The organism is Streptomyces sp. NPDC059398 (assembly GCF_042751845.1).
In the GTDB taxonomy this organism is placed as follows: domain Bacteria; phylum Actinomycetota; class Actinomycetes; order Streptomycetales; family Streptomycetaceae; genus Streptomyces.
In genome coordinates this window covers 1-24,861 of the sequence record NZ_JBHYWP010000060.1, presented here as the reverse complement: position 1 = coordinate 24,861, position 24,861 = coordinate 1, and the positions used below count along the sequence as shown (strand labels likewise).

At 69.8% G+C, this 24,861-nt stretch carries 21 protein-coding genes; 15 read left to right on the top strand and 6 right to left on the bottom strand.

Annotated elements, in window-relative coordinates; genetic code table 11:
• Positions 1-396: 396 nt before the first annotated feature.
• Positions 397-768, bottom strand: a complete 372-nt coding sequence (locus ACFXBC_RS21205; RefSeq protein WP_385026443.1) for a nuclear transport factor 2 family protein — start codon at positions 766-768, stop codon at positions 397-399.
• 75 nt (positions 769-843) lie between these two features.
• Here ACFXBC_RS21205 and ACFXBC_RS21200 point away from each other — a divergent pair, with 75 nt between their 5' ends.
• Positions 844-1,485: a uridine kinase gene (locus tag ACFXBC_RS21200; protein WP_385026440.1), complete on the top strand. Its 642-nt coding sequence runs from the start codon at positions 844-846 to the stop codon at positions 1,483-1,485.
• A 65-nt stretch (positions 1,486-1,550) separates the two neighbouring features.
• On the opposite strand, the gene ACFXBC_RS21195 is transcribed toward ACFXBC_RS21200, so the two are convergent.
• Positions 1,551-2,999: a WGR domain-containing protein gene (locus tag ACFXBC_RS21195; RefSeq protein ID WP_385026437.1), complete on the bottom strand. Its 1,449-nt coding sequence runs from the start codon at positions 2,997-2,999 to the stop codon at positions 1,551-1,553.
• Positions 3,000-3,116: 117 nt separating this feature from the next.
• On the opposite strand from ACFXBC_RS21195, the gene ACFXBC_RS21190 reads away from it, so the two are divergent.
• Entirely contained in the window at positions 3,117-3,899 is a 783-nt protein-coding gene (locus ACFXBC_RS21190; RefSeq protein WP_385026434.1) for a class I SAM-dependent methyltransferase, read from the top strand.
• The gene (locus ACFXBC_RS21185) at positions 3,886-4,248 is read left to right on the top strand and encodes a cupin domain-containing protein (RefSeq protein WP_385026431.1); all 363 of its coding nucleotides are present in this window, start codon (positions 3,886-3,888) and stop codon (positions 4,246-4,248) included. Before ACFXBC_RS21190 ends, ACFXBC_RS21185 begins: the two co-directional genes overlap by 14 nt.
• 110 nt (positions 4,249-4,358) lie before the next feature.
• Here the strand turns inward: ACFXBC_RS21185 and ACFXBC_RS21180 are convergent, their stop codons facing one another.
• Complete coding sequence (locus tag ACFXBC_RS21180) at positions 4,359-4,928, bottom strand: methylated-DNA--[protein]-cysteine S-methyltransferase (RefSeq protein ID WP_385026428.1); 570 nt, start codon at positions 4,926-4,928, stop codon at positions 4,359-4,361.
• Positions 4,929-4,990: 62 nt separating this feature from the next.
• On the opposite strand from ACFXBC_RS21180, the gene uvrB reads away from it, so the two are divergent.
• The 4 genes from uvrB to ACFXBC_RS21160 all read left to right on the top strand — a co-directional run bounded on the left by uvrB (position 4,991) and on the right by ACFXBC_RS21160 (position 11,295).
• On the top strand, positions 4,991-7,123 hold the full coding sequence (gene uvrB / locus ACFXBC_RS21175) for an excinuclease ABC subunit UvrB (protein WP_385026425.1): 2,133 nt from the start codon (positions 4,991-4,993) through the stop codon (positions 7,121-7,123).
• A gap of 181 nt (positions 7,124-7,304) precedes the next feature.
• Positions 7,305-7,871: a TerD family protein gene (locus tag ACFXBC_RS21170; protein ID WP_385026487.1), complete on the top strand. Its 567-nt coding sequence runs from the start codon at positions 7,305-7,307 to the stop codon at positions 7,869-7,871.
• A gap of 153 nt (positions 7,872-8,024) precedes the next feature.
• A complete protein-coding gene (locus tag ACFXBC_RS21165) occupies positions 8,025-9,947 on the top strand; it encodes a TerD family protein (RefSeq protein ID WP_385026422.1) in 1,923 nt (640 codons plus the stop codon).
• 361 nt (positions 9,948-10,308) lie between these two features.
• Complete coding sequence (locus ACFXBC_RS21160; RefSeq protein ID WP_385026419.1) at positions 10,309-11,295, top strand: TerC/Alx family metal homeostasis membrane protein; 987 nt, start codon at positions 10,309-10,311, stop codon at positions 11,293-11,295.
• A gap of 83 nt (positions 11,296-11,378) precedes the next feature.
• On the opposite strand, the gene ACFXBC_RS21155 is transcribed toward ACFXBC_RS21160, so the two are convergent.
• Positions 11,379-12,035 (bottom strand): MBL fold metallo-hydrolase, encoded by a 657-nt coding sequence (locus ACFXBC_RS21155; RefSeq protein WP_385026416.1) that lies wholly within the window; start codon positions 12,033-12,035, stop codon positions 11,379-11,381.
• A gap of 53 nt (positions 12,036-12,088) precedes the next feature.
• Complete coding sequence (locus ACFXBC_RS21150; RefSeq protein ID WP_385026413.1) at positions 12,089-12,712, bottom strand: maleylpyruvate isomerase family mycothiol-dependent enzyme; 624 nt, start codon at positions 12,710-12,712, stop codon at positions 12,089-12,091.
• 188 nt (positions 12,713-12,900) lie between these two features.
• Between ACFXBC_RS21150 and uvrA the strand changes: the two genes are divergently transcribed.
• Complete coding sequence (gene uvrA / locus ACFXBC_RS21145; protein ID WP_385026410.1) at positions 12,901-15,993, top strand: excinuclease ABC subunit UvrA; 3,093 nt, start codon at positions 12,901-12,903, stop codon at positions 15,991-15,993.
• A gap of 55 nt (positions 15,994-16,048) precedes the next feature.
• On the top strand, positions 16,049-16,885 hold the full coding sequence (locus ACFXBC_RS21140) for an alpha/beta fold hydrolase (protein WP_385026407.1): 837 nt from the start codon (positions 16,049-16,051) through the stop codon (positions 16,883-16,885).
• Positions 16,886-16,938: 53 nt separating this feature from the next.
• Here ACFXBC_RS21140 and ACFXBC_RS21135 read toward each other — a convergent pair whose 3' ends face one another.
• Positions 16,939-17,859, bottom strand: coding sequence for a carbohydrate kinase (locus ACFXBC_RS21135; protein ID WP_385026404.1), 921 nt, complete (start codon positions 17,857-17,859; stop codon positions 16,939-16,941).
• 121 nt (positions 17,860-17,980) lie between these two features.
• Between ACFXBC_RS21135 and ACFXBC_RS21130 the strand changes: the two genes are divergently transcribed.
• The 6 genes from ACFXBC_RS21130 to gap all read left to right on the top strand — a co-directional run bounded on the left by ACFXBC_RS21130 (position 17,981) and on the right by gap (position 24,742).
• On the top strand, positions 17,981-18,403 hold the full coding sequence (locus ACFXBC_RS21130; protein ID WP_385026401.1) for a Rieske (2Fe-2S) protein: 423 nt from the start codon (positions 17,981-17,983) through the stop codon (positions 18,401-18,403).
• A gap of 117 nt (positions 18,404-18,520) precedes the next feature.
• Positions 18,521-20,500 (top strand): excinuclease ABC subunit UvrC, encoded by a 1,980-nt coding sequence (gene uvrC / locus ACFXBC_RS21125; RefSeq protein WP_385026398.1) that lies wholly within the window; start codon positions 18,521-18,523, stop codon positions 20,498-20,500.
• Positions 20,493-21,437, top strand: a complete 945-nt coding sequence (gene rapZ, locus ACFXBC_RS21120; RefSeq protein ID WP_385026395.1) for an RNase adapter RapZ — start codon at positions 20,493-20,495, stop codon at positions 21,435-21,437. The genes uvrC and rapZ overlap by 8 nt, the downstream gene beginning before the upstream one ends.
• Complete coding sequence (gene yvcK, locus ACFXBC_RS21115; RefSeq protein WP_385026392.1) at positions 21,434-22,462, top strand: uridine diphosphate-N-acetylglucosamine-binding protein YvcK; 1,029 nt, start codon at positions 21,434-21,436, stop codon at positions 22,460-22,462. Before rapZ ends, yvcK begins: the two co-directional genes overlap by 4 nt.
• The gene (gene whiA, locus ACFXBC_RS21110) at positions 22,453-23,442 is read left to right on the top strand and encodes a DNA-binding protein WhiA (protein WP_385026389.1); all 990 of its coding nucleotides are present in this window, start codon (positions 22,453-22,455) and stop codon (positions 23,440-23,442) included. The genes yvcK and whiA overlap by 10 nt, the downstream gene beginning before the upstream one ends.
• Before the next feature lie 295 nt (positions 23,443-23,737).
• Positions 23,738-24,742: a type I glyceraldehyde-3-phosphate dehydrogenase gene (gene gap / locus ACFXBC_RS21105; RefSeq protein WP_385026386.1), complete on the top strand. Its 1,005-nt coding sequence runs from the start codon at positions 23,738-23,740 to the stop codon at positions 24,740-24,742.
• The last annotated feature ends 119 nt before the right edge of the window (positions 24,743-24,861 follow it).

The window sequence follows — 24,861 nt, the reverse complement described above, 5'->3', positions numbered from 1 at the left end:
GTGAGGGGGGGGGCGTGGGTGTGAGAGAGACCCGGGGGGGGTGACTCCCGGGGAGGCCAACCCCCCCCCGCGGCCCGCCGGCGGGGCCCCGGGGGGCGCGCGAGGAGCGCAAACTGAAACTGAAGTTCGTCGTGATGCAGCGGCATGAGCCGCGTTCTGCCTCAGACTCTCGCTCCAGATTCAGTATGCGCCGCCCATCGCCGGCCCGACCGGGCACGGGCTTGGTCGTCGGTTGCCGGTTCGACCCCGGCCCGCCCCTCTTCCCGGGGCGGTAGCTCAATGGCAGAGCGCGATGACGTAACAGCTGACCTGTGCTCTCAAACGTACCGGCGTGTGCAGTGGGGCGGCATCACCAGGGCCCGGAGGTTGGACATACCTCCGGGCCCGCTCCATGCCCTACTCCTCGACGGCGAGGACCGGTCCGTACGCACCGAAACCCGCGATCACCAGACCGTCCCGGAAGGTCAGCACCTCGTAGACCCGCCCGCCGATCTGGTTCCGGTAGTCGATCACGAGCGAATCCACCACTGCCCGTACGTCCATGGCATCGAAGTGCAGATCCGGGATACGGGCGAGCCCCGTCCGCCAGTACGCACGCAGCTCGTCCTTGCCCCGGACCGTCCCCGATGCGTCACCGTTGAAGCGCGCGATCATCGGCGAACTGAAGGTCACGTCCTCGTGGTAGTGCGCGAGAATGCGCTCCAAGTCGTGCGAGTTCCAGTCCTCCCGCCACTCCGCAGCGAACCTCTGTGCGAATTCCAGATTCATGGGGCTGATCGTAGAGGCCCGGTTCGGGGAAGGGGGACGGTGAACAGGCCGTGATGAACAGGTCATGATGAACGGGTGCGACTCGAAGCGATCTCCTGGGAACGGCTGGCCGGTGCTCTGGTCCGGAGCGCCGACGAACTGAAGGCATCGGACGGTGGTCCGTGGCCCAAGATCGCGCTGGACGGTGCACCTGCCGCGCCCACGGGAGAGCTGGCCGCCGCTGTCGCCGAAGGGCTGCGGCTGCGCGGCCGATCCGTCCAGGTGGTCAGTACACAGGGCTTCCTGCGCCCGGCCTCGCTGCGGTACGAGTACGGGAAGCGGGACCCGGACGCGTACTACAGCGGCTGGTTCGACGTCGGCGCGCTCTGGCGCGAGGTCTTCGGCCCACTAGAGGCGGGCGGCAGCGGACGTGTGCTGCCCGAACTCTGGGATCCGGTGACCGACCGCGCCACCCGCAGCCCGTACCAGCAGCTGCCGGAGGGCGCGGTACTCATCGTGCAGGGACCGCTGCTCTTCGGACACTGGTTTCCCTTCGATCTGGGCATCCATCTCCGGCTTTCGCCGGGCGCACTCCAGCGCCGTACCGGATCGGACGAGCAGTGGACGCTGCCCGCCTTCCAGCGGTACGAGGAAGAGGTCTGCCCCGCGGAGACCGCGGATGTCGTCATCCGGGCAGATCATCCCGACCACCTTGCCTGGTCCGGCCCACCGGCCTGATCCGGACAGATCCCCCGGACCCGGACCCGGACTCGGAGCATCGGAGAACTCGGAGAGCAGAACCCCTAGACCAGGCGCTTTATCTCGCCCCGTACCCGGTAGAAGCCACCCGACGAGGGGTGCAGGGCATCCACCACATAGCGGGCGCCCGCCTGTCGTATGCCCCGGGGGAACTGCACATGCCAGGCAGGCTCATAGCCGTCCGACACCACCTGGACCCGCAGCCTGCCGCCGGCCTGCACACACTCCACGACGACCCCGGCGCCCGGCGCGGGCAGCGCGCTTACCGTGGCCACGTCGGCCATCGGTGTGTAGGTGGGCAGCGCGGCAGCCTGCTTCACATCCACGGCGACCGGGAGACTCCCGCCCTGTGCCGCCGTGATCGCTGTCTCGCTCGCGTCGATGCAGGCCAGTGAGCCGTCGGTGGTGACGATATAGAGCTTCTCTTCGTGGTACTGCATGGAGAGCGCCGAGCCGCCGCCCGTACCCAGCTTCCACAGCCGGGTGCCGTCCGAGGTGAAGCAGTAGACGGACGAGGCCAGGTCGCCCGCGAAGACATACTCGCCGTCGGCGGATGTCGCGCACGAGTACACGGCCGCGTCGCACTGGTACCTGGCCTCGCTGCGGCCGGTCGCCTTGGAGAGCCGCTCGACCACTTGCCGGCCGGTGCCGGCGTACACGGATGCCTCCTCCTGCCAGCCGAACAGCACTCCGCCGTGGGTGTCCGTGTGCCACAACTCGCCGCTGCCGTCCGCCGCGTACGCCGTCACACCCCGGGTGTGTCCGTGGTAGACCGCATGGTCGTCGGCCCGGACCATCCAGGCATTGCTGCCCTTGGAGCGGCGCGACCACTGGAACTCGTCCTCGTGGTCGATGACCGTGAGGCCGCCGCTGCGGTCCGACACGTGCAGCACGCCCTCGTGGATGTCCAGCCAGAAGATGTCCATGTCCTCCGCGATCTCGTAGGCGGCGAAGGGCACTTTGGACGACAGGTCGTACACCTTGCCGTCATCACAGCCCGCGTAGATCCAGAAGTCGTCAGCGACCAGGCACTTGACGCCGTCCGGCAGCGAGAAGCGGGACAGCACCTCGCCGTCGTGGCCGAGTGTGTAGACATCGCCGTGCTGATTGCCCACCCAGCAGTGGTCCGTGTCGATGTGGATCCCGAACGCCGAAGTGCCGGTACGGAAGCGCCAGAGGACGGGGGCCGTGGCCCGTGCCGTCGAGGGAGCGGATGTCACCTGGCGGCGCGTCACCGCGCGCGCCGCCCGCTGCCCCCGCACGGCCGGTGCATACCCCTTCCGGACCTTCTCGCCCACCTTCTTGGCCGCCGCGGCCTGAGCCTTGGCCGGGGTCGGGAAGGACGCGACCTGGCGCTGGCCGTCCGCGCCGATCCGTCCGTACCGCACGGCCACCGTCGTCCCGCTGACGGTCACTTCGTAGAACTTGTGCGCTCCGGCGCCCTCCTGGGAAAGCTCCAGATATGTCGTCTCTCCCGACCCCACAGCAACCACGGCACACCCCTCCCCAAGGACCGGCCCCCTCCGGCCGGTCTCCACTGATTCCAAGCTAGACGCCACCACTGACAATCGGCTGAGCGTCCCTGTCCGCGCCCCGATAACCTGCGCACCATGCACCCGACCCGGCGCTTCTACGACGAACTCGCCGCCGATTACGACGCGGTGTACGCGGACTGGGATGCCGCCGTCGCGCGGCAGGGGGCCGCCCTCGACACGCTGGCCTCCGCGGCGCTCGGTCCGGGCGGCCGCGACGTTCTCGACTGCGCCTGTGGCATCGGCACCCAGGCGCTCGGACTCGCGGCGCACGGGCACCGGGTCACCGGCAGTGATCTCAGCCCGGTGGCCACCGCACGGGCCGCCCGTGAAGCAGCCGCGCGCGGGCTGCCGTTCGCCGCGTGCGCCGCCGATATGCGCGCACTGCCCTTCCGGAGCGCCTCCTTCGACCTCGTCGTCTGTGCCGACAACTCGCTGCCCCACCTGCTGACGCCCCACGACGTACGGGCCGCACTGGGCGAGATGCGCAGGGTGCTGCGGCCCGGCGGGCTGCTTCTGCTGTCCACCCGGCCGTACGAGCAACTGCGCCGCGAACAGCCGCAGTCCACTGCGCCCCAGGTGGCGGTGGGACCGGACGGCGGCAGGACCATCACCTTCCAGCTGTGGCACTGGCACCCGGACGGCGAACGCTACGACCTGGAGCACTTCCAGCTGCTGCCCGGGGACGGCACCTGGGCGACCCGGACCCGGCGCGCCACCTACTGGGCGCTGGCCCCGGCCGAGACGGCGGGATTCGCGGAGGCCGCGGGCTTCACGGAGACCGGCTGGCACGCCCCCGTGGACACCGGATTCTTCCAGCCCGTCCTGGTCGCTAAGGTTGCCCGCCATGACGACAACTGATCAGACCCCCGCCTCCTTCGCCGTGCACATACCGGATGCCGAGCTGGAGCCCGAACCGCTCGACGCCGCACAGATCGTCTCCGGAGACCCGGTGGTCACCGGAAAGGTCCTGTGGGAGTCCCCGGACGGCACGCAGCTGCGCGGGATCTGGCAGATCACGCCCGGAGTGGTGACCGACACCGAGGCCAACGAACTGTTCGTCGTCGTCAGCGGGCGGGCGACCGTCGCCGTCGAAGGTGGCGAGACGATGCGGATCGGCCCCGGTGACGCCTGTGTGCTGCGGGAGGGCGACCGTACGACCTGGACCGTCCACGAGACGCTGCGCAAGGCGTACCACATCAGCCTCTGAAGCCCTTGGGCTCCGGCCGCGGAACATCCCGGCCGCGCCCGCCCGCGGGGCGGCCGGCCCGCCGGACGCCAGGGGGCCGCGGCGGGCCGAAGCGATCCGGAGCGGACCGGTCAGAACAGAGGCTGCGGGAGAACGCCCTCCAGTGCCAGGAGCTGCCGCTTCGTCTCCGGGCCGCCGCCGAACCCGCCCAGGCCGCCGTCGCTCTCCACCACGCGATGGCAGGGCACCACCACGGGCAGCGGGTTCGACGCCATCGCGACACCCACCGCCTGCGCGGCCCCCGGCCGGCCCACCCGGGCGGCGAGATCGCCGTACCCCACCACCGACCCGTAGGGCACCCCGGCCGCCAGCTCCCGCAGCACCTGGCGGTTGAACCCGGCGGAAAGCGACCAGTCCAGCGGCAGGGTGAAGGTGCGCAGCCCGCCGTCGAAATAGGCGGCGAGCTGGCGTATGGGCTCGGCCAGCCGCGGCGATTCCGGGTCCTCAACGGGCGGGGCCGCGAACCGGGCGGCCAGCCGCTCCAGCGCCCTGCGGCGCACCGCGGGGACGGCATGGAAGACGACCGTGACCAGGCCCCGGCCGCTCGCGGCCAGGAGCAGCGGACCGATGGCGCTGCCGACCGTGACCCACTCGACACTTTGCGTTTCGTTCTCCACGTCCCCCACCGTACGGCGGCCCACCGACAGCGTGGCCCGGACGGCGAAGGGACCCGGTTGTCAGTGGGTGGTCGTACGGTGGTTGCATGCGGCCCGTTTCCAAGATCGAACGCACGGTGGCGCCTTTCGAGGTCGTCAGTCCCTACCAGCCCAGCGGTGACCAGCCGACGGCCATCGCCGAGCTCGACAAGCGTATCCGTGCAGGTGAGAAGGATGTCGTCCTGCTCGGTGCGACCGGTACCGGCAAGTCGGCGACCACTGCCTGGATGATCGAGAAGCTGCAGCGCCCCACGCTCGTGATGGCGCCGAACAAGACGCTCGCCGCCCAGCTGGCGAACGAGTTCCGCGAGCTGCTCCCCAACAACGCCGTCGAGTACTTCGTCTCGTACTACGACTACTACCAGCCCGAGGCGTACGTCCCGCAGTCCGATACGTACATCGAGAAGGACTCCTCGATCAACGAGGAGGTCGAGCGCCTCCGCCATTCGGCCACGAACTCACTGCTCACCCGTCGCGACGTGGTCGTGGTCGCCTCCGTCTCCTGCATCTACGGCCTGGGCACACCCCAGGAGTACGTGGACCGGATGGTCTCCCTCAAGGTCGGCCAGGAGGTGGACCGGGACGAGCTGCTGCGCCGGTTCGTCGACATCCAGTACACCCGCAACGACACGGCGTTCACACGGGGCACCTTCCGGGTGCGCGGCGACACCATCGAGATCTTCCCGGTGTACGAGGAGCTCGCCGTCCGGATCGAGATGTTCGGCGACGAGATCGAGGCGCTCTCCACGCTGCACCCGCTCACCGGCGAGATCATCAGCGAGGACCAGTCCCTCTACGTCTTCCCCGCGACGCACTACGTGGCGGGCCCGGAGCGCATGGAGAAGGCGGTCAACGGGATCGAGAAGGAGCTGGAGGAGCGGCTCGCGGAGCTGGACAAGCAGGGCAAGATGCTGGAGTCCCAGCGACTGCGCATGCGCACCACCTACGACCTGGAGATGCTGCGCCAGATCGGCAGCTGCTCCGGCGTCGAGAACTACTCGATGCACTTCGACGGCCGCGATCCCGGCACGGCGCCCAACACCCTGCTCGACTACTTCCCCGAGGACTTTCTCCTGGTCCTGGACGAGTCGCATGTCACGGTTCCGCAGATCGGTGCGATGTACGAGGGCGACGCCTCCCGCAAGCGCACCCTCGTCGACCACGGCTTCCGGCTGCCCTCCGCCCTGGACAACAGGCCACTGAAGTGGGAGGAGTTCCAGAAGCGGATCGGGCAGACCGTCTACCTCTCCGCCACGCCGGGCAACTACGAACTCTCCCGGGGCGACGGCTTCGTGGAGCAGATCATCCGCCCCACCGGACTCGTCGACCCCGAGGTCGTGGTCAAGCCCACCGAGGGGCAGATCGACGACCTGGTCCACGAGATCCGTACGCGTACCGAGAAGGACGAGCGGGTCCTGGTCACCACCCTCACCAAGAAGATGGCCGAGGATCTCACCGACTACTTCCTCAACTTGGGTATCCAGGTGCGCTATCTGCACAGCGATGTGGACACCCTGCGCCGTATCGAGCTGCTGCGCGAGCTGCGGGCCGGGGAGTACGACGTACTGGTCGGCATCAACCTGCTGCGTGAGGGTCTCGACCTCCCCGAGGTGTCGCTGGTGGCCATCCTCGACGCCGACAAGGAGGGCTTCCTCCGGTCGGGCACGTCCCTGATCCAGACGATCGGCCGTGCCGCGCGGAACGTCTCCGGGCAGGTCCATATGTATGCGGACCGGGTCACCCCGGCGATGGAGAAGGCCATCGAGGAGACCAACCGCCGCCGTGAGAAGCAGGTCGCGTACAACAAGGAGCGCGGCCTCGACCCGCAGCCGCTGCGCAAGAAGATCAACGACATCGTCGCGACGATCGCCCGCGAGGAGGTCGATACCGAGCAGCTGCTCGGCACGGGCTACCGCAAGGCGAAGGACGGCAAGCAGCCGACCGCCCCGGTCCCCGCGCTCGGTGGCGCGGCGGCAAAGGGCGGCAAGGCCGCGAAGGGTGCGAAGGCGGTCCCGACCGACCGCCCCGCCGAGGAACTGGCCGGAATCATCGAGGAGATGACCGAGCGGATGCGCGCCGCTGCCGCGGATCTGCAGTTCGAGGTGGCCGCCCGGCTCCGTGACGAAGTCGGTGAACTGAAGAAGGAGCTGCGCCAGATGAAGGAGGGCGGGCTGGCCTGACCCGTTGCGGACTCGCCCGGCCCGATGCGGCCAGAACGACAGTTGTTGCAACAACGACACAAAAGAGCCCCGGCCCTCCTGCGATGTCCGCGTGTCTGCGTAGGGTGCGGGGAAAACGTGGGGAAACAGGAAGAAGGGACAGCGCGTGACGGCCAATTTTGCCAAGGGCCCTGGTGTCAATCTGACCAAGGGGCAGGCCATCAGCCTGCAGAAGAACGACGGGGGCACCCTGACCGCGGTGCGGATGGGACTCGGCTGGCAGGCGGCGCCGCGCCGTGGCCTGTTCGGATCGCGCACCCGGGAGATCGACCTCGACGCGTCGGCGGTGCTCTTCGCCGACAAGCAGCCGGTGGACGTGGTGTTCTTCCGCCACCTCGTCAGCGACGACGGCTCGGTGCAGCACACCGGTGACAACCTGGTCGGCGGCGCGGGTCAGGGCGGCGACGACGAGGCGATCCTTGTCGACCTCGCGCGGGTCCCCGTCCACATCGACCAGATCGTCTTCACGGTGAACTCCTTCACCGGCCAGACGTTCCAGGAGGTGCAGAACGCCTTCTGCCGCATCGTCGACGAGACCAACGGTGAAGAGCTCGCCCGCTACACGCTCGACGGCGGCGGCCAGTTCACCGCCCAGATCATGGCGAAGGTGCACCGCGCGGGCGGCAGCTGGCAGATGACGGCCATCGGCAACCCGGCCAACGGCCGTACGTTCCAGGACCTGATGCCCGCGATCCTGCCGCACCTGTAGGCGTCACCACCCGGCGCCCGAAGAGCGCGCGATCGGTTCCCGGCGGCCTTGGGCTGCCGGGAACTGCCTGTTCAGAACTGGCTGTTCAGACCTCTTCAGAGGCCGCCGGAACCACAAGCTGACACACCGCGACGCGACGAGGGGACACGCGCGATGACGGCCGAGCTGGTCCGCGGACAGAACCACCCCCTGCCCCCGGTCCGACTGGAGATCCGGGTGTCGGCAGGGAGGCCGGTTCTCACCGGCGCGGTCCTGAGTGACGTGCAGGGAAGGGTCCGTGGCCCGGAGTGGGTCGCCCACCCCGGCTTCCCGCGGCTGCCCGGTCTCGAAGTGTCACGGCGGACGGCGCCGGACCATCGGCTCACGGTGGACCTGGAGTCGCTGCCGGAGGCCGTACACCGGGTGAACGTCCTGCTGGCACTGCCCGCAGCCACCGGCGGGCCCCCTTCGTTCGGCTCCCTCGCCGCGCCGTTCACCGCTGTCATGGGGCCGGACGGCGCGGAGATCGTCAGCTACACCCTCACCGGACTCGGTGCCGAGTCCGCGGTCATCGCCCTGGAGCTCTACCGCAGACAGGGGGCGTGGAAGGTCCGTGCCGTCGGCCAGGGATACGCGGGCGGCCTCGCCGACCTGCTCGGTGACCAGGGGCTGCCGGGTGCCGGAGCGCTGGCGGACACGATCCGCACCGCGGCCGTGGGCGACGCAGCGCACGCCGCATCGACGGGCCCACCGCGTCCCGCGCAGGGAGACAGGACAGCTCCCACCGGCCGCGACGCGGATGCGGGCCCTCCCGCCGCCACGCCGCCGCCCACGCGCCCCGTACCGGTCGAGGGGCCCGGTGGTACCGGGACCGGCGGACGTCTCGCAGGCCCGGTCGACTACACGCACCCCCGCCGGCAGCGCCCCGCGCCCCCGGCGCCATCCCCGGCGGTTCCCCGCCCCCGGCCGGGGGAGCAGCCCCAGCCCGTCGCGGGCGACGCCAACGGCTGGTCCATGGAGGAGCGTCTGTACAACCAGGTCCGGGGCATGTTCGAGGACCTGGCCCGTACTGCGGCCGCGTACCGCAGCGCCGTCGACTTCGCCGACTCACGCCTGGAGCGCGAGACCTCCGACGCCCTCTCCGACCCGCGCGGCCGTACCGGATCCGCGGGCGCCGAAGCACGGCGGCAGGCCCAGGAGAAGCGGGACGGGCTGGCGGCTCGGGCAAGGGAGGTGCTCGACCGGGATCTCGATCAGCTGACGGCCGAGTCCCGGGTGGTCGAACCTGCCCTGGCCCCGGCCTTCGCCCGCTGGGACCACCCGGTCTGGCACGGGTACCGGGTGCCGACGCAGCCACCGTCGGCGCTGCGCGTCGGCGATCTGCATCTGCCGGTCCGGCCCGCGCTGCGGATTCCGATGCTGGTACGGCTGCCGCTTGAGCGCGGGCTCTGGGTCGACAGCGGCCGGACCGGATCCGCGGCGGATCTTGATTCCGCCGCGCTGCGTACGCGCGCCATGGACACCGCTGTCGCCCACGCGGCCCGGCTGCTGGCCGTGCACCCGGCGGGGGAGTTCACCGTCCGGGTGATCGACCCGGCGGGTTCGGGCGCCGGACCGCTGGCTCCCCTGACCGGCTCCGGAGTGCTCGGCGCGCCCCCGGCCACCGGTGCTCAGGGGGTGGCCGCTGTCCTCGCGGAGTTGGTGCGGCGGGTGGATCTGGCGCAGATGGCGGTCCGCGGGGGCGCGGCCGACTCCCTGCCGCCGGATCTGGACACGGCGGAGCAGCTGTTGATCGTCAATGACTTCCCGCACGGGTTCGACGACCGGGCCCTCACCCACCTGCGCTACCTGGCCGACGAGGGGCCCGCTGCCGGGGTCCATCTGCTGATGGTCGCGGACCGGGAGGACGCGCGGGGGTACGGCCCGGTGCTCGATCCCCTGTGGCGCTCCTTCCTGCGGATCACTCCGGTGCCGGACGACCACATCGCCGATCCCTGGGTCGGGCATGCCTGGACCTTTGAGCCCTCGCTGCCGCCGCCGGGCAGCGCGGTGCTCCGGACGGTACTGGACCAGGTCGCGGCGGCCCGCCGGTCCTGACCGGGACCGCCTGACCGTCTCGGCCCGCCCGGTATGGCCCGACCAGGACCGGGTCCCGCCGGCCGTCCCCGTCCTCCTGTTCCTGTACTTGAGCCCCTCGCTTTCCCAGGGCCCTCGCTTTCCCAAGGCGCTGACCTGCGTCTTTGAATTACCCTTACCAATCCCTTTACTATCCCTTGGTGTTCCTTGTACTGTTCTTGGTGCGGAGGGGAGTACTCCCCAAGTGCGGCGCACCCGTCAGTACGGACCTGTCAGGGCCCCGGGGCGCCGGCCCGGCGTACCGGTCCGTCCGGCACGGGTGGAAGAGACCTCCGGCAGCGACGACGCTGATCAAGTAGCCGTAGCAATCGCCGGAGGCGTGATGGACGTTTCACTGACCCTGTGGGCGCTGACCATTCTTGGTCTGGGCGCACTGATCGCGGTCGACTTCGTGATCGGCCGCAAGCCCCACGACGTGTCCGTCAAGGAGGCCGGAGTCTGGACCGCGGTCTGGATCGTCCTGGCCGCCCTCTTCGGCCTCGGGCTGCTGCTATTCGGCAGCGGCCAGGCGTCCGGCGAGTTCTTCGCCGGCTTCATCACCGAGAAGTCGCTGAGCGTCGACAACCTCTTCGTCTTCATCCTGATCATGGCGAAGTTCTCGGTCCCTTCCCACCTTCAGCAGCGGGTGCTGCTGCTCGGCGTCCTGATCGCCCTGGTGCTCCGCGCGGTCTTCATCGCGGCCGGCGCGGCGATCATCGCGAGCTTCTCGTGGGTCTTCTTCCTCTTCGGCGCGTTCCTGATCTACACCGCCTGGAAGCTGATCAAGGAAGCGCGATCGGACGCGGAGGAAGAGGAGTTCGAGGAGAACCGCCTTCTCAAGTCGGTCGAGCGACGTCTCGGCGTGGCCGACCGGTACCACGGGACCAGGCTCTTCATCGAGCGGAACGGCAAGCGGATCATGACCCCGCTGATGGTCGTGATGCTCGCCATCGGCACCACGGACGTGCTGTTCGCGATGGACTCGATCCCCGCGATCTTCGGCCTCACCCAGGACCCGTACATCGTCTTCACGGCCAACGCCTTCGCCCTCATGGGGCTGCGCCAGCTGTACTTCCTCATAGGCGGCCTGCTGAAGAAGCTGGTGCACCTGAGCTACGGGCTGTCGGTCATCCTCGGCTTCATCGGCGTCAAGCTGCTGCTGCACGCGCTGCACGAGTCGGGGGTGCCTGTCCCGGAGATCTCCGTTCCGGTCTCGCTCGCGGTCATCTGCGGCGTGCTGGCCGTCACCACGGTGACCAGTCTCATCGCCGGACGGAAGCAGGCTGCCGAGGAGGCCGAGGCACCGGGCAAGGACCGGATCGACGTCTGACGGCGGGGCCCGGCCTGACCGGGCCGGTCGGGGGGGAGAGGCTCCGGCCGGCCCGGTTGAGAGGGCGTACGCGCGCCTGCGGCTCACCAGCCGCGGGCGCGCCACTCTCCGAGATGCGGGCGCTCGTCGCCCAGCGTGGTGTCATGGCCGTGCCCCGGATAGACCCAGCTCTCGTCCGAGAGCCGGTCGAAGAGCTTCTCCTCGACACCGTCGAGCAGGCTGGTGAACGCTTCCGGGTCGCCATGGGTGTTCCCGACGCCCCCCGGGAAAAGGCAGTCACCGGTGAAGACATGCGGGTGGCCGTGCGGGTCGTCGTAGATGAGCACGAGGGAGCCGGGGGTGTGGCCGATCAGCCGGCGGGCGTTCAGCTCGACCCGGCCCACCCGGATCGTGTCACCGTCCTCCACGGGCACATCCGTGGCGACCGGGATGCCCCCGGCGTCGTACCGCCCGGCGTAGGTGCGGGCGCCCGTGGCGTCCACGACCTCCTGCAGGGACTGCCAGTGGTCGCCGTGGCGGTGGGTGGTGGCCACGGAGGCGATGGAGTCGGCCCCGATCAGCTGCAGCAGCGTCGCGGTGTCGTTGGCCGCGTCGATCAGCAGCTGCTGACCGGTCTCCCGGCAGCGCAGCAGATACGCGTTGTTGTTCATCGGGCCCACCGCGACCTTGGAGATCATCAGAGCTGTCAGCTCGTGTACGTCCGCCGGGCCGCCGACCTTCACCACTCCGCTGTACGTCATGGTGCCGAGTCTAGAGCGGCGGCCCGGGGCGGGGACCGCCGCCGTACGTCCTTCTAGAGCGAGGGCAGGACCGGCAGCGCGCCACCGCCGGAAGCCGTCAGCCCCTGGCCGTCGCCGCGTCCCGACAGCCAGCCCAGCAGAGCCGTGTCGGGTCCCGTCACCCCGGCCACCGCGGGATCGGCGGAGAAGCGCTCCCGCAGGAAGGCGATCTCCCGCTCGGTGAATTCAGCGGAGAGGTCCGCCAGCTCGTAGCCGATTCCGAGGTCGACGTGGTGCAGCTCGATCTCGACCCACCGACGGAAGGGGATACCGGCAGCCGTGTCGGTGACACCGTTACGCAGGGTCACAGTGCGCGACCAGTCGGCGGGCTGGGACGCGCGCCCACGGAGCCGGGCCGCGCTCTCCCGTACATCCGCGAGCTGCGCGGTGAGCGGACGGTGGGCGTCACGCTCGATGTCGGCGTCGCGGGCTTCGGCGGACGCGTACATCGGCAGCCCGGCGAGAACATTTCCGACCGCGTCGGCGTTACGGGAGAGATGGGCGAGCACATGTCCGCGGGACCAGCCGGGGAGCCGTGACGGTTCCGCCACTGCGGCGTTGTCCAGTCCGGCGGCCGAGGCCAGGAGCCGTTCGGTCGCCTCGTCCAGGGATCTCAGGTCGCGCGCGTGATCGATCATGCGGCTGACGATAGGCCCCGCCACTCCTTTGGGTGAAGCTCTTTACCGAAGGCCGGTAATCGAATGCGCGTGCTATAGGCTCGTGAGAGACATCCAACAACCCATCACCCGACATCGCTGAGGCGCCCCCCATACCCTGGGGAGGGGGCTCCGCCCCTGCTTCTTCTCTCAGAAAGGTGCGGACCGGCGTGGCCGACCGTCTCATCATTCGTGGCGCTCGCGAGCACAATCTCAAAAACGTCTCGATCGACCTCCCGCGTGACTCCCTGATCGTCTTCACGGGGCTCTCCGGATCGGGCAAGTCATCCCTCGCGTTCGACACGATCTTCGCCGAGGGGCAGCGCCGCTATGTCGAGTCGCTCTCCTCGTACGCCCGGCAGTTCCTCGGGCAGATGGACAAGCCCGATGTGGACTTCATCGAGGGCCTGTCCCCCGCTGTCTCGATCGACCAGAAGTCCACCTCGCGCAACCCGCGCTCGACCGTGGGCACGATCACCGAGGTCTACGACTACCTGCGTCTGCTCTTCGCGCGCATCGGCAAGCCGCACTGTCCCCAGTGCGGCAGGCCCATCTCGCGCCAGTCCCCGCAGGCCATCGTCGACAAGGTCCTCGAACTGCCCGAGGGCAGCCGCTTCCAGGTGCTCTCGCCGCTCGTGCGGGAGCGCAAGGGCGAGTTCGTCGACCTCTTCTCCGATCTCCAGACCAAGGGGTACAGCCGCGCCCGGGTGGACGGCGAGACGATCCAGCTCGCCGAGCCGCCCAAGCTCAAGAAGCAGGAGAAGCACACCATCGAGGTGGTCATCGACCGCCTCACCGTGAAGGACAGCGCCAAGCGCCGCCTCACCGACTCCGTCGAGACGGCGCTCGGACTGGCCGGCGGCATGGTCATCCTGGACTTCGTCGATCTGCCCGCGGACGACCCCGAGCGTGAGCGGATGTACTCCGAGCACCTCTACTGCGCCTACGACGACCTGTCCTTCGAGGAGCTGGAGCCGCGCTCCTTCTCGTTCAACTCGCCCTTCGGAGCCTGCCCCGACTGCACCGGCATCGGGACCCGGATGGAGGTCGATCCCGAGCTGATCATCCCGGACGAGGACAAGTCACTCGACGAGGGAGCGATCTCCCCGTGGTCGCACGGCCACACCAAGGAGTACTTCGCACGGCTGGTCGGCGCGCTCTCCGACGAGCTCGGATTCCGGACCGACATCCCCTGGGCCGGGCTGCCGCAGCGCGCCAGAAAGGCTCTGCTGTACGGCCACAAGACCCAGATCGAGGTCCGCTACCGCAACCGGTACGGCCGGGAGCGCGCCTACACGACCTCCTTCGAGGGCGTGGTGCCCTTCGTCAAGCGGCGGCACTCGGAGGCCGAGAGCGACTCCAGCCGGGAGCGCTTCGAGGGCTATATGCGCGAGGTGCCCTGCCCGACCTGTGAGGGCACCCGGCTGAAGCCGATCGTCCTGGCGGTGACGGTGATGGAGAAGTCCATCGCCGATGTCGCCGCCATGTCGATCAGCGAGTGCGCGGACTTCCTGGGCCGGCTGCGGCTCAACGCGCGCGACAAGAAGATCGCCGAGCGGGTGCTCAAGGAGGTCAACGAACGGCTGAGGTTCCTGGTCGACGTCGGTCTCGACTACCTCTCGCTCAACCGCGCGGCCGGCACCCTCTCCGGTGGTGAGGCGCAGCGCATCAGGCTGGCCACCCAGATCGGCTCCGGTCTTGTCGGTGTGCTGTACGTACTGGACGAGCCGTCCATCGGGCTGCACCAGCGCGACAACCACCGCCTCATCGAGACGCTCGTCCGCCTCCGCGACATGGGCAACACCTTGATCGTCGTGGAGCACGACGAGGACACCATCAAGGTCGCCGACTGGGTCGTGGACATCGGCCCCGGCGCCGGTGAGCACGGCGGCAAGGTCGTGCACTCCGGGTCGCTGAAGGAGCTCCTCACCAACGAGGAGTCCCTGACCGGCCAGTATCTGGCAGGTAAGCGCGCCATCCCGATCCCGGACGTGCGCAGGCCGGTGGACCCGGGGCGGCGGCTGACGGTGCACGGCGCCCGGGAGAACAACCTCCAGGACATCGATGTGTCCTTCCCGCTGGGCGTGCTGACAGCGGTCACCGGTGTCTCCGGATCCGGCAAGTCGACCCTGGTCAACGACATCCTCTACACCCACCTCGCGCGGGAGCTCAACGGCGCGCGTACCGTCCCCGGCCGGCACACCCGGGTCGACGGCGACGACCTGGTCGACAAGGTCGTCCACGTCGACCAGTCGCCCATCGGCCGTACCCCCCGGTCCAACCCGGCTACGTACACCGGGGTCTTCGACCATGTGCGCAGGCTCTTCGCCGAGACGATGGAGGCCAAGGTCCGCGGTTATCTGCCGGGGCGCTTCTCCTTCAACGTCAAGGGCGGCCGCTGCGAGAACTGCTCGGGCGACGGCACGATCAAGATCGAGATGAATTTCCTGCCGGATGTGTACGTCCCGTGCGAGGTCTGCCACGGGGCGCGCTACAACCGGGAGACCCTTGAGGTCCACTACAAGGGCAAGTCCATCGCCGAGGTCCTGGACATGCCGATCGAGGAGGGCCTGGACTTCTTCGAGGCCGTCCCGACGATCGCGCGTCATCTGCGCACGCTCAACGAGGTGGGCCTCGGCTACGTCAGGCTCGGGCAGTCCGCGCCGACGCTGTCGGGCGGCGAGGCACAGCGGGTGAAGCTGGCGAGCGAGCTGCAGAAGCGCTCCACCGGCCGCACCGTCTATGTCCTGGACGAGCCGACGACGGGCCTTCACTTCGAGGACATCAGCAAGCTCATCAATGTGCTGTCGGGCCTGGTCGACAAGGGCAACTCGGTGATCGTCATCGAGCACAACCTGGATGTCGTCAAGACCGCCGACTGGGTCGTGGACATGGGCCCCGAGGGTGGCAGCGGCGGTGGCCTGGTCATCGCGGAAGGCACTCCGGAGCAGGTTGCCGGGGTCCCCGCCAGCCACACCGGGAAGTTCCTCCGGGACATCCTGGACAGCGAGCGGATCAGCGACGCCGCTCCGGGCGGGAAGGCACCGGCGAAGAGGGCGGCTTTGAAGAGGGCCGCAGCGGAGAAGGCGGCGCCGAAGGCACCAGCCGGGAAGGCGGGCGCGGCCAGGAAGACGGCGGTCAAGACGGCGGCGGTCAAAACGGCGGCGACCAAGGAGACCACGCCCAAGAAGGCAGCGACGAAGAAGGCAGCGGCCAAGAAAGCAGTGGCGAAGAAGGTGCCGCGTACGCGCCGCGCTTCGTGACGGGGTCGGGCCGCCGGGAGCCGACCGGGCTCCGGATGGCGACGGGGGTGCAGCGGTGACAGGGATACGGACCGATGATGGCGCACGGCTCTGGGCCGTGCGCCGGGGTGCGGGCCCGCCCGTGGTGTTCTGCCACGGCGGTCCCGGCTTGTGGGACACCCTTGAGGACGTCGCGGATCTGCTGCCCGGGTATGCCGTGCACCGCTGGGACCAGCGGGGGTGCGGCCGCTCGGGCCCTTCCGACGGCCCGTACACGGTGGCCCGCTCGGTCGCCGACCTCGAAGCGGTCCGCCGCCACTTCGGCCTCGACCGGATGGCGCTGCTCGGCCACTCCTGGGGTGCCCAGCTCGCCCTGTGCTACGCGCTGGAGCACCCCGGCCGGGTCGGCGCGCTCATCCAGGTGTCCGGCACCGGTATCGATCCGGTGGAGACCTGGCACCCCGAGTTCGTCCGGGCGTTCCACCGGGCCATGGCCGGGCAACCGGAAGGGTGGCAGAGGCTGGACGGCCGGGACGGCGCCGTGCTGCGGTGGTCGGCGGAGTTCCAGGACGGGGCCCGCGCCCACCGGCTCGCCGAGCGGATGGCCACGCCCTGGTACGGGGTCAACGAGACGGCCAACGACACCATCAATGCGGAGAACCGCCGGAACTGGGGCACCCCGGCCCTGCGCGCACGCTGTGCGGAGCTGGACGTCCCCGTACTGATCGTGGACGGTGACCGCGACCTCCGTCCGCGCTCGGCCATGGACTCCCTGGCGAGCGCCCTGCCGCGGGCCGAGCGGGTCGTGCTGCCCGGCGCGGGCCACCTGCCCTGGGCAGACGACCCGGAGGGGTTCCGGTCCGCGGTGCGCACCTTCCTGCTGACGCAACCCGGCCTGGCCCCAGGGCGTTAGTCCGCGCCGGGCCCCTGGCTCCCGGCCTCCGGACCAGGGGCCCTGAGCCAGTCCTAAGCCTTCAACTCCCGCGCGTACGGCGGCTCGGCGCCCGTACGTGAGCAGGTCACCGCGGCCGCACGCGCCGCGAAACCCAGGACGCGGGCCCAGTCGTCGCCGGACAGGGCCGCCGTCGCAGCCGCCGACAGCGCGTCCCGCTCCGCGAGACCGTGCAGCAGCGCCGCGTTCACCGTGTCGCCCGCACCGATCGTGTCCACCACGTCGACCGCCGTACCGGGGACCGCGTAGGCGCCGCCCGCCCGGGTCCGTACGGTCAGACCGTCACCGCCGTGGGTGACCACCACCGCCTGCACCCCCGCGTCGAGCCACTCCTCCGGGGTGCCGCCGAGCCACTGGGCGTCCTCCTCGGACAGCTTCAGCAGGGTGACGTCGGGCAGCCAGTCCCTGAACCGCTTCCGGTAGGCGTCACCGTCCTGGATCAGCCCCGCCCTGATGTTCGGGTCGAGCAGGGTGAACACCCCGCGCGCCGCCTCCCGCCGCAGCAGCGCCTCGTATGCGCTCGCGCCCGGTTCGAGCACCAGCGAACAGGTGCCGAGGGACAGTGCCCGTACCTCGGAAGGCAGTTGGTCCGGAAGCTCGAAGAGCCGGTCCGCGCTGCCCTCGGCGTAGAAACCGAATCCGGCGGAACCGTCGGTACTCAGCGAGGCCACCGCGAGCGTCGTCGGCTCCGGGCCGCGCTGGACGAGGGAGAGATCCGCCCCGGCCGTCCGCAGCCCGTCGAGCAGTGCCTCGCCGAAGGTGTCGGTGGAGACCCGTGAGCAGAACCCCACCCGGGCGCCGAGCCGCCCCAGGGCGACAGCCGTGTTGTAGGGCCCGCCGCCCAGCCGTGGCAGCAGTGCGGGCAAGGGTTCACCGGGTGCGGCGGCGTGCTGCGGCACCAGGTCGATCAGGGACTCTCCGGCGACGATGATCACAGATCCCGAACGTAGCCGAAGTTCCCGGGCCCGTAAATGCTGCAAACACCGCCTGCGGGCCCGGGGATCTCCACCGGTATGGTCGGATCCGTCGCCGATGCCTGCCGAAAGTGAAACCCCCATGTCCGGTCTGCCCCCCGCCCGTCGTTCCGTCCTCATGGGAGCCGCCCTGGCGGGGGCCGCGGGGCTCGGGCTCACCGGCTGCTCGGGCGGCGGCGACAAGTCGTCGGGGCCCGACAAGCCCGTCGACCTCGGCGCCGCGGACGCCGTGCCGGTCGGGGGAGTCAAGTACTACCGGGACCAGTTCCTGCTCGTGAGCCGGCCGAGCGCCGATGCGTACAAGGCGCTCTGGTCGCGGTGCACGCACCAGAACTGCCCCCTGCAGAAGATCGAGGGCAAGGTCGGCATCTGCCCCTGCCACGGCAGCCGCTTCGACGTCACGACCGGCAAGGTGCTGCAGGGGCCCGCCAGCCGCCCGCTCGCCGACGTCCCGGTCAAGGTGGTCGGCGGAAAACTGATCGCGGGCCCCGACAAGAAGGCCTGACGCCACCCGCGGGCCCGACAGGCAAGGTGCCCGACGCCACCCCGGGCGCCGACAGGATCGCCTGACGCCACCCGTGCTGGCCCCGCACTGTCAGTCACCGCCAGTAGGGTGGGAGGCATGGCAGACCCCTCCAGTTACCGCCCCAAGCCGGGACAGATCCCCGACTCCCCGGGGGTCTACAAATTCCGCGACGAGCACCGCCGGGTGATCTACGTAGGGAAGGCGAAGAGCCTGCGCCCGCGCCTCTCCTCGTACTTCCAGGACCTGGCCCATCTCCATCCGCGCACCCGCACGATGGTCACCACGGCCGCGTCCGTCGAGTGGACGGTGGTCTCCACCGAGGTCGAGGCGCTGCAGCTCGAATACTCCTGGATCAAGGAGTTCGACCCCCGTTTCAACGTCAAGTACCGCGACGACAAGAGCTACCCGTCCCTCGCGGTGACGCTGAACGAGGAATTCCCCCGGGTGCAGGTAATGCGCGGCCCCAAGAAGAAGGGCGTGCGGTACTTCGGCCCCTACGGCCATGCCTGGGCCATCCGCGAGACCGTCGACCTGATGCTCCGCGTCTTCCCGGTCCGCACCTGCTCCGCCGGGGTGTTCAAACGCTCCGCGCAGATCGGCCGCCCCTGCCTCCTCGGCTACATCGGCAAGTGCTCGGCGCCCTGCGTGGGCCGTGTCACCCCCGAGGAGCACCGTGAACTGGCCGAGGAATTCTGCGACTTCATGGCTGGGCGCACCGGTGCGTACATACGCCGTATCGAGCAGGAGATGCGGGACGCGGCCGAGGAGATGGAGTACGAGAAGGCGGCCAGGCTCCGCGACGACATAGAGGCGCTCAAGCGCGCCCTGGAGAAGAACGCGGTCGTCTTCAACGACGCCACCGACGCCGACCTGATCGCCGTCGCCGAGGACGAGCTGGAGGCCGCCGTCCAGATCTTCCACGTCAGGGGCGGCCGGGTCCGCGGCCAGCGCGGCTGGGTGACCGACAAGGTGGAGGCGGTGGAGACCTCCGGCCTGGTCGAGCACGCGCTCCAGCAGCTGTACGGCGAGGAGAAGGGCGAGGGTGTGCCCAAGGAGGTGCTGGTTCCGGCCCTCCCGGAGCAGCCCGACGCCGTCACCCAGTGGCTCGCCGACCGCCGGGGTTCGCATGTCTCGCTGCGCATCCCGCAGCGCGGCGACAAGAAGGACCTGATGGCGACCGTCCAGCGCAACGCCCAGCAGGCGCTGGTGCTGCACAAGACGAAGCGCGCATCCGACCTCACCACCCGCTCCCGGGCCCTGGAGGAGATCGCCGCCGCGCTCGCGCTGGACAGCGCGCCGCTGCGGATCGAGTGCTACGACATCTCGCATCTCCAGGGCGACGACGTGGTGGCGTCGATGGTGGTCTTCGAGGACGGCCTGGCCCGCAAGGGGGAGTACCGCCGCTTCCAGATCAAGGGGTTCGAGGGCCAGGACGACGTCCGGTCCATGCACGAGGTGATCACCCGGCGCTTCCGGCGGTATCTCCAGGAGAAGGAGCGCACGGGGGAGTGGACCGAGGAGCAGGCCGCCGACGCGGTCGAGGACGACGGCCGCCCCAAGCGGTTCGCGTACCCGCCCCAGCTGGTGGTGGTCGACGGCGGCCGGCCCCAGGTGGCGGCAGCGAAGCGCGCCCTGGACGAGCTGGGCATCGACGATGTCGCCGTCTGCGGTCTGGCCAAGCGCCTTGAGGAGGTCTGGCTCCCCGACGACGAGGACCCGGTGGTGCTGCCCCGGTCCAGCGAAGGGCTCTATCTGCTCCAGCGGGTGCGTGACGAGGCCCACCGCTTCGCCATCACCTACCAGCGGGCCAAGCGGGCCAAGCGCTTCAAGGCGAGCCCGCTCGACTCGGTGGCCGGTCTGGGCGAAACCAGGAAACAGGCCCTGATCAAGCACTTCGGCTCGGTCAGGAAGCTGAGGCAGGCCACCATCGAGCAGATCTGCGAGGTGCCCGGCATAGGCCGCAGAACGGCCGAGTCGGTGGCCGCGGCGCTGGCACAGGCCACCCCGGCCGCACCTGCCGTGAACACGGCAACAGGAGAGATCATGGAAGACGACGGGGGCGACACACATGAGTGACGAGCAGGAACGGGACGGAGCACAGGTGAGTACGGGCAGCGCGGGCACGGCCACACCGGCGGAGACCGCGGAAGCGGCCATTCCGGAGCTGGTGATCATCTCCGGAATGTCCGGCGCCGGACGTTCCACCGCGGCGAAGTGCCTGGAGGACCTCGGCTGGTTCGTCGTCGACAACCTGCCGCCCGCCCTGATCCCCACCATGGTGGAGCTCGGCGCCCGCTCCCAGGGCAATGTGGCCCGGATCGCCGTGGTCGTCGATGTACGCGGCCGGCGCTTCTTCGACAATCTGCGCCAGTCCCTCGCGGACCTCGCGGCCAAGCAGGTCACCCGGCGGATCGTCTTCCTGGAGTCGTCCGACGACGCACTGGTGCGCCGCTTCGAATCCGTGCGCAGACCGCACCCGCTCCAGGGGGACGGCCGGATCACCGACGGCATCGCGGCCGAGCGCGATCTGCTGCGCGAGCTGCGCGGCGACGCCGACCTGGTGATCGACACCTCCAGCCTCAACGTGCACGAACTGCGGGCCAAGATGGACGCCCAGTTCGCCGGGGACGAGGAGCCCGAGCTGCGGGCGACCGTGATGTCCTTCGGCTACAAGTACGGCCTCCCGGTCGATGCGGACCTCGTCGTCGACTGCCGGTTCCTGCCCAACCCGCACTGGGTGCCCGAGCTGCGCCCCTTCACCGGCCTCAACGAGGAGGTGTCCGCGTACGTCTTCAACCAGCCGGGCGCCAAGGAGTTCCTCAACCAGTACAGCGAACTGCTCCAGATCATCGCCACCGGCTACCGGCGCGAGGGCAAGCGGTACGTGACGATCGCCGTGGGCTGTACCGGCGGCAAGCACCGCTCGGTCGCGATGTCCGAGAAGCTCGCCGCCCGGCTGGCGTCGGAGGGGATCGAGACGGTGCTCGTCCACCGGGACATGGGGCGCGAGTGACCGGCCGCGGCGCCGCCAGACTGCGGCGTGTACGGCTGGTGCCCGGCCGGACCAGACGCGGCACCCAGCCGAAGGTCGTCGCGCTCGGCGGCGGGATGGGGCTCTCCGCCTCGCTCGCCGCGCTGCGCCGCATCACCGGGGATCTGACCGCCGTGGTGACCGTCGCCGACGACGGCGGCTCCAGCGGCCGGCTCCGTGAGGAGCTGGGCGTGCTGCCGCCCGGCGATCTGCGCAAGGCGCTCGCCGCGCTCTGCGGGGACGACGACTGGGGCCAGACCTGGGCGCGTGTCATCCAGCACCGCTTCCAGTCCAAGGGCGATCTGCACGAGCACGCGGTCGGCAATCTGCTGATCGTCGCCCTCTGGGAGCAGCTCGGCGACCATGTGCAGGCCCTGGACCTGGTCGGCAGACTGCTCGGCGCGCACGGCAGGGTGCTGCCGATGTCCGCCGTGCCGCTGGAGCTCCAGGCGCTGGTCCGCGGCCACGACCCGGCCCGCCCCGACGACGTCGACACCGTCCGCGGCCAGGCCACGGTCGCCCTCACCCCGGGCGAGGTCCAGTCCGTGCACCTGGTGCCGAACGACCCGCCGGCCGTCCCCGAGGCCGTCGCCGCGGTCCTCGACGCGGACTGGGTGGTGCTCGGCCCCGGCTCCTGGTTCTCCTCGGTGATTCCGCACCTGCTGGTGCCCGAACTGCTCGACGCACTGGTCGAGACGAAGGCGCGCAAGGTGCTCTCGCTCAATCTCGCGCCGCAACCCGGTGAAACCGATGGCTTCTCACCGCAGCGTCATTTGGAGGTTTTGGCCCGACACGCCCCTAAACTCGCCCTGGACGTGGTGCTGGCCGACGAGGCAGCCGTGCCCGACCGCGCGAGTCTCGCCGAAGCAGCCAAAGGGCTCGGTGCGGCGGTCGAGCTGGCGCCCGTGGCCTCGCCCGACGGTTCCCCGACGCACGACAGGGAGCTGCTGGCCGCCGCGTACGACCGTATTTTTCGGATGCATGGAAGGATCGGCCCATGGCGATGACGGCAGCGGTGAAGGACGAAGTCTCCCGGCTCCCCGTCACCCGGACCTGCTGCAGGAAGGCGGAGGTCTCGGCGATTCTTCGGTTCGCCGGCGGGCTGCACCTGGTGAGCGGGCGGATTGTGATCGAGGCGGAGCTGGACACCGCCATGGCGGCGCGCCGGCTCAAGCGCGACATCCTGGAGATCTTCGGGCACAACTCCGAACTGATCGTGATGGCCCCCGGCGGGCTGCGCAGGAGCAGCCGCTATGTCGTACGGGTCGTGGCGGGCGGTGACCAGCTGGCCCGCCAGACCGGTCTGGTGGACGGCCGCGGCCGCCCCATCCGCGGGCTGCCCCCGCAGGTGGTCTCGGGGGCCACCTGCGACGCCGAGGCGGCCTGGCGCGGCGCCTTCCTGGCACATGGCTCGCTCACCGAGCCCGGCCGCTCCTCCTCGCTCGAGGTGACCTGCCCCGGGCCCGAGGCGGCGCTCGCCCTGGTCGGTGCGGCCCGCAGGCTCCAGATCGCCTCCAAGGCGCGTGAGGTCCGCGGTGTGGACCGGGTTGTCGTCCGGGACGGGGACGCGATCGGCGCCCTGCTCACCCGGCTCGGGGCGCACGAGTCCGTCCTGGCGTGGGAGGAGCGGCGGATGCGCCGCGAGGTGCGGGCCACCGCCAACCGCCTCGCCAACTTCGACGACGCCAACCTGCGCCGCTCGGCACGGGCCGCGGTCGCCGCCGGGGCCCGGGTGGGCCGTGCGCTGGAGATCCTCGCCGAAGAGGTGCCCGAGCACCTCGCGGCGGCCGGCCGGCTGCGGATGGAGCACAAGCAGGCCTCGCTGGAGGAGCTCGGCGCGCTCGCCGACCCGCCGCTGACCAAGGACGCCGTCGCAGGGCGGATCCGCCGGCTGCTGGCCATGGCCGACAAGCGGGCCCAGGATCTGGGGATCCCCGGGACGGAGTCCACGCTCTCCGAGGAGATGGACGACAGCCTGGTCGGCTGACCGGCCCGGATCCGGCGGTAAGCCCGCCGCATTCCGCATTCCGGTATTTCCGCGCTATTTCAACCCGCCGGTGCCGGTGCCCATATGGGTGCCGGCACCGTCGTATGAGCCCCGGCCGCGCTCCGGCGTATGTACTGGTCGGTACGGGTGTGCGTGGCCGCATGTGAATTTCCGTACGGTCATGTTCGATATGACCCTGGGGCCTTTCGAGAGGTAGGGTCGTAGGCGGTCGGGGACATCCCATACATCTCGCCGTGGCGTCGAAACCCGGCGTACCAACGAGGAGATCGAGTTCGTGACGATCCGCGTAGGCATCAACGGCTTTGGCCGCATCGGTCGTAACTACTTCCGCGCGCTGCTGGAGCAGGGTGCAGACATCGAGATCGTGGCTGTCAACGACCTGGGTGACACCGCGACCACCGCGCATCTGCTGAAGTACGACACGATCCTGGGCCGCCTCAAGGCCGAGGTCTCCCACACCGCAGACACCATCACCGTCGACGGCCACACCATCAAGGTGCTGTCCGAGCGCAACCCGGCCGAGATCCCCTGGGGTCAGCTGGGTGTCGACGTCGTCATCGAGTCGACCGGCTTCTTCACCAAGAAGGCCGACGCCGAGAAGCACATCGCAGGCGGCGCCAAGAAGGTCCTCATCTCGGCTCCGGCCAAGGGCGAGGACATCACCATCGTGATGGGCGTCAACCAGGACAAGTACGACCCGGCGAAGCACCACGTCATCTCCAATGCGTCCTGCACCACCAACTGTGTGGCGCCGATGGCCAAGGTCCTCCTGGAGAACTTCGGCATCGTCAAGGGCATGATGACGACGGTCCACGCGTACACCAACGACCAGCGCATCCTGGACTACCCGCACTCGGACCTGCGCCGCGCCCGCGCCGCAGCCGAGAACATCATTCCGACCACCACGGGCGCCGCCAAGGCCACCGCGCTGGTCATCCCGGAGCTTGAGGGCAAGCTCGACGGCATCGCGATGCGCGTCCCGGTCCCGACCGGCTCCGTGACCGACCTGGTCATCGAGCTGGAGCGCGAGGTGACCAAGGACGAGGTCAACGCCGCGTTCCAGAAGGCATCCGAGGGCCAGCTCAAGGGCCTCCTCGACTACACCGAGGACCCGATCGTCTCCTCGGACATCGTCAACATGCCGGCGTCCTGCACCTTCGACTCCTCCCTGACCATGGTCCAGGGCAAGAGCGTCAAGGTCATCGGCTGGTACGACAACGAGTGGGGCTACTCCAACCGCCTGGTCGACCTGACCGTCTTCGTCGGCAACCAGCTCTGATCACGGGCCGGTAGGCACCTCCGATGTGAGCACGGGGCCCGGACCTGTCTCTAATACACAGCTGACGCTCCCGACTATTTTCGGAGGGTATTTCTCGGTGCGGGCGGTAGCAGAAGAAC

Coding starts and splice junctions, on each gene's coding strand:
- uvrB (WP_385026425.1), top strand. CDS start 4,991: ATGCGGCCCGTTTCCAAGATCGAACGCACGGTGGCGCCTTTCGAGGTC.
- uvrC (WP_385026398.1), top strand. CDS start 18,521: ATGGCAGACCCCTCCAGTTACCGCCCCAAGCCGGGACAGATCCCCGAC.
- ACFXBC_RS21155 (WP_385026416.1), bottom strand. CDS start 12,035: ATGACGTACAGCGGAGTGGTGAAGGTCGGCGGCCCGGCGGACGTACAC.
- rapZ (WP_385026395.1), top strand. CDS start 20,493: ATGAGTGACGAGCAGGAACGGGACGGAGCACAGGTGAGTACGGGCAGC.
- ACFXBC_RS21165 (WP_385026422.1), top strand. CDS start 8,025: ATGACGGCCGAGCTGGTCCGCGGACAGAACCACCCCCTGCCCCCGGTC.
- ACFXBC_RS21130 (WP_385026401.1), top strand. CDS start 17,981: ATGTCCGGTCTGCCCCCCGCCCGTCGTTCCGTCCTCATGGGAGCCGCC.
- whiA (WP_385026389.1), top strand. CDS start 22,453: ATGGCGATGACGGCAGCGGTGAAGGACGAAGTCTCCCGGCTCCCCGTC.
- ACFXBC_RS21185 (WP_385026431.1), top strand. CDS start 3,886: ATGACGACAACTGATCAGACCCCCGCCTCCTTCGCCGTGCACATACCG.
- ACFXBC_RS21190 (WP_385026434.1), top strand. CDS start 3,117: ATGCACCCGACCCGGCGCTTCTACGACGAACTCGCCGCCGATTACGAC.
- ACFXBC_RS21150 (WP_385026413.1), bottom strand. CDS start 12,712: ATGATCGATCACGCGCGCGACCTGAGATCCCTGGACGAGGCGACCGAA.
- ACFXBC_RS21160 (WP_385026419.1), top strand. CDS start 10,309: ATGGACGTTTCACTGACCCTGTGGGCGCTGACCATTCTTGGTCTGGGC.
- ACFXBC_RS21205 (WP_385026443.1), bottom strand. CDS start 768: ATGAATCTGGAATTCGCACAGAGGTTCGCTGCGGAGTGGCGGGAGGAC.